This is a genomic window from Nocardiopsis sp. NPDC006139 (assembly GCF_040614155.1).
Taxonomy (GTDB): domain Bacteria; phylum Actinomycetota; class Actinomycetes; order Streptosporangiales; family Streptosporangiaceae; genus Nocardiopsis; species Nocardiopsis changdeensis.
The window spans coordinates 35905-51576 of sequence record NZ_JBEXTT010000009.1 but is presented as its reverse complement, the minus strand read 5'-3'; the positions used below and the strand labels follow the sequence as shown (position 1 = coordinate 51576).

General features: G+C 74.9%; 9 protein-coding genes. 6 read left to right on the top strand and 3 right to left on the bottom strand.

What is annotated here, in order from left to right:
• Positions 1-65 precede the first annotated feature (65 nt).
• Positions 66-2222 (bottom strand): serine/threonine-protein kinase, encoded by a 2157-nt coding sequence (locus ABZ249_RS14025; protein ID WP_355261945.1) that lies wholly within the window; start codon positions 2220-2222, stop codon positions 66-68.
• A 257-nt stretch (positions 2223-2479) separates the two neighbouring features.
• On the opposite strand from ABZ249_RS14025, the gene ABZ249_RS14020 reads away from it, so the two are divergent.
• Positions 2480-2767: a DUF6504 family protein gene (locus ABZ249_RS14020; protein WP_220559582.1), complete on the top strand. Its 288-nt coding sequence runs from the start codon at positions 2480-2482 to the stop codon at positions 2765-2767.
• 25 nt (positions 2768-2792) lie between these two features.
• On the opposite strand, the gene ABZ249_RS14015 is transcribed toward ABZ249_RS14020, so the two are convergent.
• Both ABZ249_RS14015 and ABZ249_RS14010 read right to left on the bottom strand, forming a co-directional pair.
• Positions 2793-3392 (bottom strand): GNAT family protein, encoded by a 600-nt coding sequence (locus ABZ249_RS14015; protein WP_355261942.1) that lies wholly within the window; start codon positions 3390-3392, stop codon positions 2793-2795.
• 115 nt (positions 3393-3507) lie between these two features.
• Entirely contained in the window at positions 3508-4593 is a 1086-nt protein-coding gene (locus ABZ249_RS14010) for a peptidoglycan recognition family protein (RefSeq protein WP_355261939.1), read from the bottom strand.
• Between the two features lie 448 nt (positions 4594-5041).
• Between ABZ249_RS14010 and cobT the strand changes: the two genes are divergently transcribed.
• The 5 genes from cobT (at position 5042) to ABZ249_RS13985 (ending at position 15318) form a co-directional block, all read left to right on the top strand.
• Complete coding sequence (gene cobT, locus ABZ249_RS14005) at positions 5042-7420, top strand: nicotinate-nucleotide--dimethylbenzimidazole phosphoribosyltransferase (RefSeq protein WP_355261936.1); 2379 nt, start codon at positions 5042-5044, stop codon at positions 7418-7420.
• A 251-nt stretch (positions 7421-7671) separates the two neighbouring features.
• Positions 7672-8952 (top strand): uroporphyrinogen-III C-methyltransferase, encoded by a 1281-nt coding sequence (gene cobA, locus ABZ249_RS14000; RefSeq protein ID WP_355261933.1) that lies wholly within the window; start codon positions 7672-7674, stop codon positions 8950-8952.
• A 63-nt stretch (positions 8953-9015) separates the two neighbouring features.
• A complete protein-coding gene (locus ABZ249_RS13995) occupies positions 9016-10914 on the top strand; it encodes a dynamin family protein (protein WP_355261930.1) in 1899 nt (632 codons plus the stop codon).
• Entirely contained in the window at positions 10911-13400 is a 2490-nt protein-coding gene (locus tag ABZ249_RS13990) for a GTPase (protein ID WP_355261927.1), read from the top strand. Before ABZ249_RS13995 ends, ABZ249_RS13990 begins: the two co-directional genes overlap by 4 nt.
• A gap of 547 nt (positions 13401-13947) precedes the next feature.
• Entirely contained in the window at positions 13948-15318 is a 1371-nt protein-coding gene (locus ABZ249_RS13985; protein WP_355261924.1) for a GGDEF domain-containing protein, read from the top strand.
• Positions 15319-15672 lie beyond the last annotated feature (354 nt).

Sequence of the window (15672 nt, the reverse complement as noted above, 5' to 3'; positions counted from 1 at the left end):
GAATGCCCGGCATCATGCCAGGCCGTCCGGGGCGGCGCCACGGCGGCACCCGCCCCGGGGCGCGCTCACTCCTGCGCGAGGATCTCGTGCACCGAGAAATCGGTGTAGAGCACCGCCATCGGCTGGTGGCCGGGGCCCGACCGGGTCATCATCCCGATCCGCCGGCGGTCCTCGACATCCTCGGCCTCCGCGGGCAGCGGGTCGGAGTCGACGGCGCTCACCGCGTGCTCGCCGTTCACCCACAGGGCCAGCTCCATGCGCGCCTCGCCGCCCTCGTCCTCGACGTACTCGCAGGCGAAGGCGAGCGTGTTGACCACGACCTCGTCCCGGTCGAACTCGTACGGGGACCCGGGGTCGTACCCGTCCGTCCTGGCGCTCTCCTCGAACAGCGGGTAGGGCTCGAACCCCTGGACCTCGTTGGTGCGTTCGAGGACCTGGTCGCCCTCCTCCTCGCTCATCCGCCGGATCTCGGCCTGCTGCCCGTCGTAGCGCACCGCGGCCTCGTACTGGGTGCGGTACTCCTCACCGGAGGTGTCCCAGCAGCGGACGCCGAAGGTCGCCTGCTCGGGCCCCTCGATCACGTAGGCACTGGCGGTGACCAGCACCCGGTCGGGCATGTCGTCCTCGCGGTCCAACGGCACGACCAGGCCCCGGCTCGGGTCGTCGCCCGAGGGCTCGGGGTGCCGGAGGAGCATGCCGCGGCGCTCCTCCCAGTACAGGGCGCCGTCCTCGACCTCCTCGGCGTCGTAGAAATAGGTGTTCCACGCGGGGTTGAAGGCGAAGTCGGTGTTGTAGATCGAGACGATCTCGTTGTCCTCCTCCGAGGGGGGCCGGGGCTCCAGGTTGGACAGGACCACCGGGCCGATCCCGGCGATCAGCACGAGAGCGCCCGCACCCGCCCCGAGGGCGAGCAGCAGTCGGCGCCTGCGCCGTGCGCCGTCGCCCGCGCCGCCGCCGTCGGCCTCGCCGTTCACACCGGCGTTCGGCGGCACCGGGGCGCCGGGGCCGCCCGGACCCGACGGGAAGCCCTGGGCGGGCTGCCCGTGCGGCGGCGGGGCGTATCCGGCGGGCATCCGGTGGGTGGCGGGGGGCTGGGGCCCGGAGGGCCCGTGGTGCGCCCGCTCGTGGAGGGTGGGCGGCACCTGGCCGCCGGGGCCCTGGTGGGCGGCGGAGGGGGGCAGTTCGCGGCCCGGGTGGTAGGGCAGGGTCGGGTTCGCGCCGGTGCCGCCCCCGTAGTGGACCTGCCCCTGCGGGAAGGGGGTGGTGGCCCCCTCGGGCGGGGTCTGCCCGTGCGGCGGGGTGGCCGGTGCGGGCGGGGCCCCCGGGACGGGGGCGCCGGTCGGCACCTCCCAGGAGTCGCTGATGCTGCGCCGCACCTCGGCCTCGGCCGGTGCGTCCTGGCCGGTCAGGCGGGCCAGGATCTGCTGTGAGGTGGGCCGCCGGGACGGGTCCTTGTCCAGGGCGGCGGCCACCAGGTCGTACAGGCCCGGGTCCAGGCCCTCCAGCCGGGGCGGGGCCGACGTGATGTTGTGCAGCACGGCGGGCACGGAGACGGCGTCGAACGGCGCCTCCCCGATCCCCGCGAAGGCCACCAGGCAGCCCCAGGCGAAGATGTCGGCTGCGGCCGTGGGCCGCTCGCCCATCAGCAGTTCCGGGGCCATGTACGAGGGGGTGCCCATCAGCTGGCTGGACCGGGTGACCCCGCCGGAGTCCTCCAGGGCGCGGGCGATCCCGAAGTCGATCACCTTGGGGCCCACCGGGGACAGCAGCACGTTGCCGGGCTTGAGGTCGCGGTGGATCACCCCCGACCCGTGGATGGCGGTGAGCGCGGCGGCCACGCCCATGGCCAGGCCGTCCAGGGTGCCCCCGGTCATCGGGCCGCCCTGGCGGACCGCCTCGTCCAGGTTCGGCCCCGGGACGTACTCGGAGACGATGAACAGGGTGTCGCCCTCCAGGCGGGCGTCGATCACCCCCGCCGTGGAGAACCGGGCCACCCGGCGGGCCGACTCCACCTCTCGGGCGAACCGCAGCCTGAACGACTCGTCGTCGGCGAGGTCGGGGTGGATGAGCTTGACGGCGACGGGCCGGCCGGAGGCGTCCTCCGCCAGGTAGACGGTGCCCATGCCGCCACGGCCCAGGCGCGCGGTGATCCGGTAGCCACCGAGTTCACGGGGGTCGCCCGCGCGCAGGGGTTTGCCGCTCTGGTGGCCGTTCGACGTCACGTGGAGGGTCCTCGCATGGATCGGGGATGGGGTGGTGCAAGCGTATCGACGGCGACACGCCGTGCGGTTCCGAACGGGGGGAGCCCGCGTCCGGACGCGCACGCCGGAGGGGGTGCCGCACACCGGTCACATGAGGTGATGCCGACCTTCGCGAAACAGTTCCACGGGTCCGCCGATTTCGCTACTGTGGGAACACTTGTTCGAACATCTGTCCGTATCTTCCCCGCGGGCGGGCGCATCCGGGGCCGGAGGGGTCGATGCCGAGGGGAAGTGTCGTGGGAAGGTACTACGGGACAGAGGTGACGGTCGTGGAGGACGCGGGCCGGCCGGCCCGGTTCACCTGGAACGGCAGGGTCTACGGCGTGCGCCGGATCATGGAGCACTGGGTCACGCCGCAGGACGGGTGGCGGGCCTCGCGCGGCCCCCTGACGCCCCGGAGCGAGCACTGGCGGCTGGAGGCCGGCGCCGCCGGATCCGAGGGGGTGTACGAACTGCGCCACGACACCGCCACCGGGACCTGGTCGCTGTCCCGGGTGTGGGGGTGAGGCGGGGCGTGCGCCGTGCCGGGGCTCAGGGTGCCGGGGTCCGGTCCCGGAGGTCGGCGGGGAGCAGCCCGTACACGGCCAGGTCGGCGCGGCGGCCCCCGTGCAGGGGCATGGCGCCGCGCTCCACGCCCTCCAGGGTGAACCCGGCCTTCTCGGCCACCCGGCGCGAGGCGGTGTTCCGTGTCGCCGCCTTGATCTCCAGCCGCTGGAACCCCTGGTCCAGGGCCCAGCGGGACACCGCCACCACCGCCTCGGTGATGTGGCCCCGGCCGCGCTCGCCGGGGGCCGCCCAGTAGCCGATCTCGCTGTTCATCGCCTGCCACATCACGCGGACCAGCCCCACCGCGCCCACCAGCCGGCCGCCGTCCCTCAGCGTGACCGCCCACTGCTGGCCCTCGCCGCCGGTGCGCATCCCCGGGGCGATCTCCCGGCACCACTGCTCGGCGTCCGCGCGCGTGTAGGGGGCGTCGGGGCGGGGGAGCGGGAGCCATGCCTGCAGGCCCGGGTCGCTGCAGGAGGCGTACACGTCGTCGATGTCGTCCTCGATGAAGGCGCGCAGGCGCAGGCGCTCGGTCTCCAGGACGACGGAGGGCAGGACCGGGCGCGGTGGGCGCAGGGCGGTCATGGGGAACTCCCGGGTTCGCAGGACTCGGTCCCACAAGCGTAGACACGCCTCGCGACCGGCCCCGCCGACCCCGACGGACCCGTGCGGTCGGCGCCGGAGCGCCGACCGCGGCGGATCAGACCGGGCCGCGTGCGACGCGGTCGCGGATCGCGGTGTCGAACACCTCGGCGAAGGCGTTGCCCGGGCACTCGGTGGACAGCCAGTCGCGGTGCCGGCCCAGTGCCGGGCCGGGGGTGACGGCCCCGGTGGCGGGGTTGGTGTAGTCGATCCGGGCGCGGGGGTCCACCCCGGTCACCGCGCACAGCAGGCGCAGTACGCGGACCAGCGAGTCCTGGGCGGCCGGGGTGGGCAGGGCGTCGGTGAAGTCCCCGAGCAGGCACACGCCGATGTTGCCGTGGTTGACGCCGAAGGCGTGCCCGGCGGTGACCGAACGCGCCCGGCCGGGCAGCGGGAGACCGGAGAAGACGGGGACGCCGTCCTCGCCGGAGTGGCGCCCCTCGTACACCCCGCCCTCGGGGTCGATGAGCAGGTGGTAGCCGATGTCGCCCCAGGCCTGCTCCACCGCGTGCAGGTAGTACACGGCGCGCACGTCGGCGGAGTGGTCGCCGGTGGTCGCCATGGCGGTGTGGTGCACGGTGATCGCCTGCACCGGGTGGAAGACCGCGGGCCACAGGTCGTTCCCCTCGCCGTCGAACCTCCAGGACTCGTCGGCGCCCCACCCGGCGCGCGTGCGCAGGCGCAGGGCGGGCGGGCCCGCGGGCCGGCCGTCCCCGGCGGACAGGGTGGTCCGCTCGGGCCCGCCGACGCGCAGGCCCTCGCCGTCGAACAGGTTCACGGCGGCGGTGTCCCCCTCGATGTCGGCCTCGTACCCGGTGGCGCCCTCGGGGGCGCGGACCAGGGCCGAGCCGACCGGGGCGTCGTCGTCGCGCCCCTCGGCGTGCAGGTGGAGGGGCTCCCAGGCGCCGGTGCCGGAGGGGGTGTGGAAGCGGATGGCGCCGCGGGCGCCGGGGCGGCCGGTCACCGTGACCACGTCGAACGGCCGCCCGGTGCGGACGGGGGTGCCCGCGGGGGCGGTCTCGGCCAGGACGCGGGGGACGGTACCGTCCCCGGCGGCCAGAGCGGCTCGCGGTGCCGCGACACCGCCCAGCGCGGCCAGTCCGGCCGCGGCGGTGGCACCGGTGAGGAACGTGCGTCGTCGCATACGGGTCGTCTCCTTGGGGTGAGCGATGGGGACCCGGGGGCAGGGAGCCCTGACACTCTCGCACATGACCGACCACGGTGGGTGACGGACGGCGGACGGAGGCGGGGGAGCCTGGCCGGATCCGGCCGCGCCGCTCCGCGGCTCCGGGCGCCGGCGGCCGGCCCCGCGTTCCGCCGATCCGGCCCCGGCCGGTCGCGCGCCCCCTTCCGGAACCCGCCTCCACCTGGGAGGACAGGGGGATATGCGGACACCGTCCGCGCGCCTTCAGGGTGACTCTGGCACAGTTGACGGTGATGTGCGGGGCTTGGGGAGAGGGGGTCGAGAGGCGATCCGCCCAAGGCCCGGGGGACCCGTGCGAGCGGTACGCCGCCGCAGACTACGCTTACCGGTCGAACACCGGGACGAGCAGTGGGAACGGGCAGTCGACACACCTTCACGGGGGGCGATCATGACCGAGGACGACCGAGAGGACTCCCGCCGCGGCGGCGCGGGCGGCGAGGACCCCCGCGGCCGGACCGCCGGGGCGCCCGGCTTCGGGCCGCTCGGCGGCCTGCTCGACGGCCTGCCCGAGAGCGGCCGCGGCACCAGGCCCCGGCGGCCGGCGGCGGCCAACCCGTTCCGGCGGCCCGACCCGGCTCCCGCCGCCCGCCCCGAGCGGTCCCCGGCGGCCCCACCGCCCCCGGCCCCCGCCGCGCCGCCGCCCGAGCCGGAGGACCGGGCCGAGCCCGCCGCCCGGGCACCCGAACCCGGACCGCCCGCCGACCCCGCCCCGACCCCGCCGGCCCGGCCCAACGTGATCCCCTTCCGGAACACGCCCGAGCCCGACCCCCGGGCCGAGCACCCGCCACAGGACCGGACCGGGGCCGCCGCGCCGCCGGAACGCGCCGACCACCCGGCGGCCACCGCCGCCGGGACACCAGCGGACACCACCCCCGCGACCACCGAAGCAGAACAGAGCATGCACGCACACGAAGCGGCCGCCCCCCACGCCGAGCCGCACCCGGCACAGCCGCCGCGCCCCGCCGCGGTCCGACCCGCACCGGCGCCGGCCTCCCCGGCACCGGCCCCCGCGGAGCCGGCCGCCCCGGCGGAACGCACCGACCACGCCTACGACGAGGCCGCGCGCGCCGCCGTCTACCGGGCCATCCACGACCGGCGCGACGTGCGCACCGGGTTCCTCCCCGACCCCGTCGACCACGAGGTGCTCACCCGCGTCCTGGAGGCCGCCCACCGGGCGCCCAGCATCGGCCACTCCCAGCCCTGGGACTTCGTGGTCATCGAGGACCCCGGCCTGCGCGGCCGCGTCCTGGACCTGGCCCGGCGCGAACGCGACGAGTACGCCCACGCCCTTCCCAGCACCCGCGCCCGCGCCTTCTCCGGGCTCAAGGTCGAGGCCGTGGCCGAGGCCCCGCTCAACATCGCGGTCACCGTCGACCCCGCCCGCGGCCTGCGGCACACCCCCGGCCGCCACGCCCGGCCCATGAGCGCCTCCTACGCCGCCGCCCTGGCCGTGGAGAACCTGTGGCTGGCCGCCCGCGCCGAAGGCCTCGGCGTGGGCTGGGTCGGCTTCGCCGACGAACGCGACGTCGCCCGCGCCCTCGACCTCCCCTCCCACCTCGAAGTCGTCGCCTACCTCTGCCTGGGCCACGTCGAGGAGTTCCCCACCGAACCCGAGCTCGGCCTCTCCGGCTGGGCGAAGGGACGCCCCCTGTCCTGGGCGGTGCACCACGACCGCTACGGTCGCCGCGGTCTGCCCGGCCAGGAGCCCACGACCCTGCTGGAGGAGACCATCGCCGCCATCGGAGTCCTGAACACCCGCGCGGTGGAGGAGGCCCGGGACCGGCAGGACAGGATGACCAAGCCGCCGGGCTCCCTCGGGATCCTGGAAGAGGTGTCCGTCCGCCTGGCCGGGCTCGCCGGGGAGTGCCCCCCGCCCATCCCCGAGCCCGCGGCCGTCGCCGTGTTCGCCGGGGACCACGGCGTCCACGCCCAGGGGGTGACCGCCTGGCCGCAGGAGGTCACCGAGCAGATGGTGCACAACTTCCTCAACGGCGGGGCCGTCGTCAACGCGTTCGCCGCACAGGTCGGGGCGGAGGTCACCGTGGTCGACGTCGGCGTGGTCGGCGACCTGCCGCACGCCGCCGGGCTGCTGTCGCGCAAGGTCGCCCGCGGCACCGCCGACATCACCCAGGGCCCCGCCATGACCCGCGACCAGGCCATGCAGGCCCTGGAGAGCGGCATCGAGGTGGCCCGCGACCTGGTCACCGCGGGCAACCGCTGCCTGGTCACCGGCGACATGGGCATCGCCAACACCACCCCCTCGGCCGCCCTCATCTGCGCCTTCACCGGCGCCGCCGCGGAGGAGGCCACCGGCCGCGGCACCGGGGTGGACGACGCGATGTTCGAGAACAAGGTCGACGTGGTCCGCCGCGCCCTGGCGGCCAACCCCGTGGACCCGGCCGACCCCATCGGCACCCTGGCCGCCCTGGGCGGGTTCGAGCACGCGGCGCTGGCCGGGTTCATCCTCGGCGGCGCGGCCATGCGCGTCCCGGTGCTGCTCGACGGCGTCATCGCCGGATCGGCCGCCCTGGCCGCCGCGGCGATCTCCGGCGACTCCACCGGCGCGTACTTCGCCGGCCACCGCTCCAGCGAGCCCGGCCACGCCCTGGTGCTGGAGCACCTGGGGCTGCGCCCGCTGGTGGACCTGGAGATGCGCCTGGGCGAGGGGTCGGGCGCGCTGCTGGCCCTGCCGCTCCTCCAGGGCGCGGCCCGGGCCCTGCGCGACGTCGCCACCTTCGACGACGCCGGGGTCTCCTCCGCGCACTGACCCGCCGGGCGCCGCGCGCCGGGCCCTCCCGGCCGCCACGGCCGCCCGCACCCTTTCCGGGTGCGGGCGGTCTCACATTCTCCACAGGGCCTGCTTCATCTCCCTGTAATACCGTTTTGACAAGGTAATTTGGAGCAATCGCCGACCATACCCGGCGGGCGCCCGGGCCCCGTGCCCGGTGACGGCCCCCGCCGGTGCCCCGCCGCCGTCGCCGGGGTCCGCCGGAACCGACGACCGAAGGGGTGCGCCCCGTGACCTATCTCCTCGGCCTGCGCCTGCACGACCGTGACGTCCTCGTCATCGGCGGCGGCCGCGTCGCCCAACGCCGTGTTCCCGTCCTGCTCCAGGCGGGCGCCCGGGTCACCGTGGTGTCCCCGGCCGTCTCCGCCGCGCTGGAGGACCTCGCCGCCGCCGGGCGCATCACCTGGACCGCCCGCGCCTACGAGCCCGGCGACGTCGCCGGGCCCGGCGCGCCCGCCCACTGGCTGGTCCACGCCGCCACCGACGACCCGCGGGTCAACGCCGCGGTCGCGGCCGAGGCCGAGGCCGCCCGCATCTGGTGCGTGCGCGCCGACGACCGGCACGCCTCCGCGGCCTGGACCCCGGCCAGCGGCCAGGAGGGCGGCATCACCGTCGGCGTCGTCGCCTCCGGCGACCCGCGGCGCTCCGCCGGACTGCGCGACGCCATCGTCGACGGCCTGGCCGACGGGACCCTGGACGCCCGCCGCGGGCGCGAGCGCCTCACCGGCGTCGCCCTGGTCGGCGGCGGTCCCGGTGATCCCGGTCTGATCACGGTTCGGGGCCGGCAGCTGCTCTCCCAGGCCGACGTCGTGGTGGTGGACCGGCTCGCCCCCACCTCGCTGCTGGACCGGCTCCCCGCCGACGTGGAGATCGTCGACGCCGCCAAGATCCCCTACGGCCGCTCCATGCTCCAGGAGGAGATCAACCGGATCCTCGTCGACCGCGCCCGGCAGGGGAAGTTCGTGGTCCGCCTCAAGGGCGGCGACTCCTTCCTCTTCGGCCGCGGGGGAGAGGAGGCCGCGGCCTGCGCCGCCGCCGGGATCCCCGTCATCGCCGTCCCCGGCGTCACGAGCGCGCTCGCCGCCCCCGCCGCCGCCGGGATCCCCGCCACCCACCGCGGCGTCTCCCAGGACCTCCACATCGTCTCCGCCCACGTCGCCCCCGGCGACCCCCGGTCCACCGTGGACTGGGCCGCGCTGGCGCGCTCGACCGGTACCGTCGTTGCCCTCATGGGGGTGGAGCGCCTGGCCGCGATCACCGACGCGCTCGTCTCCCACGGGCGCTCCCCGGACACCCCGGCCGCCGTCGTCCAGGAGGCGACCCTGCCCGGGCAGAGGACGGTCACGGGTACGCTGGCCACCATCGCCGATTCGGCCGCCAGGGCCGGAGTGCGGCCCCCCGCGGTGGTGATCATCGGGGAAGTGGTCCAAACAGCGCGGGAACTTGACATACTGCACACGGGGAACCAGTTCGAGACCCATCGACTGGCGGCCGGGCGCGATCTCCCATGACACCCCCCGATGGCGTCGCCCGCCCGGTGGGACGCCAGCACCGTTGAGGAGGGCATACCGATCATGACCCGGCCGTCGGCCGCGCCGGACACCACCGGTTCCGGTCCCGCGGGCCGGTTCGGTACCGGACCGGCCGCCACCTCCGACCAGCCCGCCCAGGGCTCCGGACCGCTGCCCGGGGAGGACCCCCGGGCCATCAACGAGGCCCGGCGGGGGCCCACCGTCCCCGTTGCGGCCGGACCCGCCAAACACCGAGCCCCCGTCCCGGAGGACGACCGCTTCGAACAGGTCCTGGAGTCCCTGCGCAGGCAGATCCGGGACCTGAGGTTCGCCGACGACCTCCCCGGGGCCGAGGAGGGGCGCGTCCTGCAGGCCGACGTGCTCGCCCAGCTCTCCGACTACGTGCTGCCCCGGGTGCGCCGCCCCGACATCCCGCTGCTCATCGCGGTCGCGGGGTCCACCGGCGCGGGCAAGTCCACCCTGGTCAACAGCCTGGTCGGCGAGCAGGTCACCACCACCGGCGTACGCAGGCCCACCACCAACAGCCCGGTCCTGGCGTGCAACCCCGCCGACGTGGACTGGTTCAGCGAGGCCTCCTTCATCCCGTCGCTGCCGCGCGTGCGCCAGCAGGGCCTGGCGATGCCCGGCAAGGACGGCATGCTCGTCCTGGCCGCCACCGAGGCCATGCCCCCCGGCGTGGCCCTGCTCGACACCCCCGACGTCGACTCCGCGGTGGCCGCCCACCACGAGTTCGCGGCCAAGTTCCTCGACGCCGCCGACCTGTGGGTGTTCGTCACCACCAGCAGCCGCTACGCCGACGCCCGCGTGTGGGAGTTCCTCCAGGTCGCCCGCGACCGCGACACCTCCATGGCGGTCGTGCTGTCCCGGGTGCCGCGCAAGGGGCGCCGCAGGCTCCTGGACCACTTCGGCGCCATGCTGGAGGCCAACGGGCTGGGCTCGGCGGCCCGGTTCGCCATCCCCGAGACCGACCAGATCCGGGGCGAGCGCTTCACCTCCAACGTCGCCGACCACATCCGCGACTTCCTCGCCGACGTGGCGGGCGAGGCCGAGCAGCGCGACCGCGTGTCCCGGCGCACCTTCATCGGGGTCATCGACAGCTTCCGCACCCGGGTGCCCGAGCTGGCCCGCCAGGTGGAGACCCAGATCGAGGCCGGCCGTGTCATGGCCACCGCCGTGGACACCGCCTACGCCGACTCCCGGGCGCGCATCGGCAGCGGGCTCGGCGACGGCTCCCTGCTGCGCGGCTCGCTGATCGCCCGCTGGCAGGAGGTCGCCGCCAGCGGCGAGCTCGCCCGCAGCCTGCGCCCGCGCGGCCGGCGCACCCGCAGGGCGGGTCGGGCCGAGCAGGCCGAGCGCGGACAGCGGGTGGCCGCCCTGGAGCGAGCCGTCCGCGACGCCGTCGAGGCCCTCGTCGTGTCCTCCTGCGAACGCGCCTCCGAGGAGGTCGAAAGCGTCTGGCGGGGGGTCCCCGGCGGCGCCGACCTGGCCGCCCGGGCCCTCGACCAGCCCGGCACCGGCCTGCTGGTCCAGCAGATCCGCCACGAGATCGGCGAGTGGCAGCGCGACATCGCCGAGATGACGGGGGAGGCCGGGGCCACCAAGCGCTCCGTCGCCCGCCTGGTCACCTTCGACCGGGACATCGTCACCCTGATCCTCATCATCGACCTGCTCGGCTACGAGCGGTCCAGCTCCGGGGGCGGCGCGCACGCCGCGGAACCCCCCGGCCCGTCACCGCAACGCCTGCTCAAGGGGTTGTTCGGCGCGCAGTCGCTGCGCAGCATCGGCGCGAAGGCGCGGGAGAACCTCATCGCCCGCATCAACGGCCTGCTCGACCGCGAACGGGTTCCGTTCGACACCGCACTGGCGTCGGCGGGGATCCCCTCCGAGGACGCCGCCGTCCAGCTCTACCAGGCCACGTACAACCTTGAGATAGCACGATGACGACTCAGTGGAACCCCGCGCAGGCGCACGGGGACACCGACGCCGCCCCCGACGGGGACGCACCGGCACCCGCGGACAACGGGCCCTGGCGCGGCTACACCGTGCCGGTACCCGAGCACCCGGACCACGCCCGCCACGGAGGGGAGGCGGAGGAGCCCGCGCACGACGGGATCTCCGCCTACCCCGACGACGTGCCGGCCGCCCCGGGCGAGCCCGCCGGAGAGGCGCCCCGGGCCCCCGGGGACGCCGGTGACACCGCGCCGGGGGGCGAGGGGGCACGGACCCAGCGCCGCAGCGGCCGCCACGCGCGCCACGCGGCCCCGCGCCCCGGGGCCGACCGGCCGGAGAAGGCCGACGACACGGGTCGCGGGCCGCAGGCGCAGGCCGCCGACGAGGACCCCGACGGCCTGGCCGGATGGGTCGGCAGCCTCGCCGAGGCCGCCGACGACACGCGCATCGCCGGACGCAGCGCCGGCACCGGGGCCTTCGCCGCCGTTCCCGCCACGGGCCGCCGCGCCCGGGTGGAACGCGCCGCCCGGGGCGCTTCGGAGGAGGACGCGACCGGGGACGGGGGGACCGCCCCCGAGGCGGCCCCGGACCGGGCCGCCCCGCGGACGGGTCCCGCCGCACCGGCCGCCGACGACGGCCCCTGGGTGCCCGAACCCTCCGCCCGCCCGGACCGGGACGCGGAACCCGCCGCGGCCGGTGCCGGCGACGAGGAGCCGGAGCCGCTGCCCCGCCGCGTGCCCGGGCCCTCCGCGGTCTCCGGGTCCTTCCGGGCCGTGGACCCCGACGCGGCCGAGCCCGTGGGCGCCGACCCCGACGAGGAGTACCGGCCCACCACCCACGACTCCTGGCAGCACACCAGGAACACCACCCGCGCCGAGCTGGTCGAGCGGCTCGACGCCCTGTCCACCCTCGCCGAACTCGGCCAGGGCGACCTCCCGCAGGAGATCACCGCCCGCTCCGCGCAGCTGCTCGACCACGCCGGGGCCCGCCTGCGGCTGTCCGCCGAGCACACCGTCGTCGCCCTCGCGGGCGGCACCGGGAGCGGAAAGTCGTCCCTGTTCAACGCCCTGTGCGGGCTGGAGCTGTCGCAGACCGGCATCACCCGGCCCACCACCTCGCAGGCGCACGCCTGCGTGTGGGGCCACGAGGGCGCCGACGCACTGCTGAGCTGGCTCGGGGTGCCCACACGCCTGCGCCACTCGCGCAGCAGCGTCCTGGACTCGGGCAGCTCCGAGCTGACCGGGCTGGTCCTGCTCGACCTGCCCGACCACGACTCGGTGCGCAGCATGCACACCGCCGAGGCCGACCGGCTCATCGGCTCCGTCGACCTGCTCGTGTGGGTGCTCGACCCGCAGAAGTACGCCGACGCCGCCGTCCACCACCGCTACCTGGCCAAGATGGCCGGGCACGGCGCGGTCACCGTCGCGGTGCTCAACCAGGTGGACAAGGTCGAACCCGACGAGCTCAAGGAGCTCCTCACCGACCTGCGCCGCCTGCTGGAGTCGGAGTCCGGCGTGCACCCCCGGGTACTGACCACCTCCACCCTCACCGGGCAGGGGATCCGGGACCTGCGCGAGTTCCTCGCCGAGACGGTGCGCGAGCGGCGCGCCCTCGTCGACCGGCTCGTCGCCGACTTGGACCAGGTCGTGGCCCCCTACGCCGAGTACATCGGCGAGGCGGAGGTCCCCGAGAACGTCCCCGCCGAGGTGCGCTCGCGCGTCCAGGAGGGACTGGCCCGGGCGGCCGCCGTCACGGCCGTCGCCGACGCGGTCGAGGCCAACGACGTCCGCCGCGGGCGGCGCCGGGTGGGCTGGCCGGTCGCCCGCAGGGCGGCCCGCCTGCGCAAGGACCCGCTGGCCGCGGTCCAGCTCGACTTCCTGCGCAAGGACGGCGGCCAGGTGCTGGGCGGCCCGGTGGACGCCCATGAGGCCGAACTGGAGACGGTCCTCTCCGACGCGGCCGACACCGTCTCCGAGGACATGCCCGCGCCGTGGCGGCGCCGGATGCGCGCCGCCGCCCGGTCGGCGGTGACCGAGCTGTCCGCCGAGCTGGGCGGGGCCGTGGCGTCAGCCGTGGGCGACCCCGACCAGAGCCCGTCGTGGTGGCGGATGGCGCGGTCGGTGCAGTTCGCGCTGCTGGCCGTGGCCGGGGTCGGGCTCGCCTGGGCGCTCGTGGCGCTGGTGAGCCGGCTGGGCGGAGGGCTCACCGGGATCGCGATGTTCGACGACGTGGTGTTCGTGGCCTACGCGTCGGCCCTGGTCGTCGCCGCCCTCGCGGTGGGGTGGCTGACCGGCGTCGGCTGCGGGAACCTCGTGGAGGTGGCCGCGGTGCAGCGCCGGGAGGACGTGGAACGGGCGGCCCAGGCCAGGGTGCGGGAGATCGCCGCGGCGCGTGTGGTGGAGCCGATGGAGGCCGAACTCGCGCGCTACCGGGCGTTCCGCGCCGCGTACGAGGTCGCGGCACCGGCAGAGGAGTGAGAACGGCGGCGGCCTCCCCGGGAGGCCGCCGCCGCAGGCGGTGAGGCCCGGACGCGGATGAATCTGACACCATCCGCGCCCGGGCCTCGGTGCTGGGAAGTTCAGACCCAGGAGTAGCCACTGTCGGCCATTTGTCCTAACTCCTTCTGCGTGGGCTCACGCGCATGCCCGAGGCGGTAGAGCATCGAGTGCGTGGCTCTCTCGAATCCGGGACGGTCTTCGGATCCTAGAGCAGAATGCCCTATTTTTCGTGTTCTATCCACCCTCTTTGGTACTCGATCTCAGTGGCCCGCGCGTGAGAGATCACGTACACTGAGCAATTAATTTATTACTCAAAGTAATGTAAAGTGTTGGGGTGCCGACTTGTGCGGGGCGGAGGGTCACCACTTGGGAACACATCTATCCAGAAGTGGTGGCCGGGTGGCACGGTAGGGGAACGCCGCGTGAGGTTCCACCGTCCTACGAGGGTCCCCGGGAGTCGACGGGGCGTAATGGACGCCGTGATGAAAGGGGTGGCCGTGGTCAGGGGCGAGGGGAGGACACAGGAGTGAACGTCTCGGAGAGGCGCAAGGTGCCGCCCGGCCGTCCCGTTCCGTACCAGGCGCGTTGGCCGTTCCTCCAAGAACCCGTCGGGCTCATCGTCTACATGTCCCTGGTGATGCTGGCCGCGCTCTTCCTGTGCGGACTGGCCTTCGCGGTGACCGTCTTCTCCGTATCCGACCTCATCGTCCTCGTCGTCTTCGCGATCGGCGCGGCCGTCTGCGTCGAAGGCAGTAGAAGGCTGGAGACACAGCAGCACGCGGGGGGCAACCGCGACCTGCTGGGCGCGTGGTGGTTCCCCATCGTGCTGCTGCTGCCCCCCGTCTACTCGTTCCTCATCCCGATCCCGATCTACCTCCTGGTCCAGAGGCGCATACGGCAGACGCTGATGTACCGGCGGATCTTCAACATGGTGACCGTCGGCCTGTTCGGTTTCCTCGTCTCGGTCGCGTGGCACTGGCTGGTCAGCGGCGACCTGATGGAAGGGCTGCGCGGCTCCGGTGACGTGTCCCGGTGGCTGGCGACCGTTCCCGGTCTCGCGGCGGCCCTGGTGGGCTGTGCCATGTTCACGGTCCTCAACACGCTGATCGTCGCCCTGGCCATCCGGATCAGCATGCGGGGCAAGAGGAAACTGCCGCCCCTGTGGGACCGGGAGGCGGTCATGATCGACGCCGTCGAGATCAGCATGGGCATCGTCGTCGCGATCCTGTGCAACATCTCCCTCTTCCTGGTGCCCATCGCGCTGCCGCCGATCCTGCTGCTCCAGCGGAGCCTGCTCTACCAGCAGTTGCAGAACGCGGCGCGGACCGACCCCAAGACCGGGCTGCTCAACGCGCCCACCTGGGAGCAGGAGGCCTCGATCGAGATCGCCAGGGCCCGTGCCGCCCGCCACCGGTCGGCGGTCCTGATCATCGACATCGACCACTTCAAGCGGGTCAACGACACCCACGGGCACCTCTTCGGGGACCAGGTGCTCATGGGGGTGGCGACCACGATCTCCCACCACCTGCGCCAGTCCGACCTGCTCGGGCGGTTCGGCGGCGAGGAGTTCGTGGTGCTCCTTCCGGGCTCCGACGTCAACGAGGCCTGGCACGCCGCCGAACGGCTGCGCGTGGAGGTGGGCTGCATGGAGATCGAGGTGGACAAGGTCAAGGTCGCCGTCACCGTGTCGGTCGGCTTGGCCGTGGTCGGGGAGCACGGGAACGACCTGGTGGAGCTGCTCACCGCCGCCGACCTGGCGCTGTACCGGGCCAAGGAGACCGGGCGCAACCGGGTGTGCCTGCCGGACGGCCGGGAGGACGGCCGGGGCCCCGAGCCGCACGGGGGCGTCGGGACACAGGCGGTCCCGGAGAGCCCGCAGGGCATCGCGGACGCCTGACGGGCGGCGGGCTCCCGCGCGGTCGGGGTTTTCCACAGGCGGCCGAAGGCCATTGCGCGCGGCCTCCCGGTCACGCACCGTGAATATATGCACTTCGACCAGGATCGTTCCGCCCAGCACCCCGCGTCCGACGACCCCCGGCCCCCGCTCCCGCGCCGCCGCATCCCCGATCCCCGACCGCCCGCCGACGACCTCCCGACCGCGTCCGCCCCGAATCCTGGGCGCGAGGGTCTTTTCCCGCCCGCGCCGAAACCGTCCCGTTCCGGTCTGTCCGCTGATGGCTCCGCTCTGAGCCCGTGGCGTGGAGGTCTCTTTCCGTTCGGGCCGAAAGCGTTCCCTGCCGTGCCCGGTGAC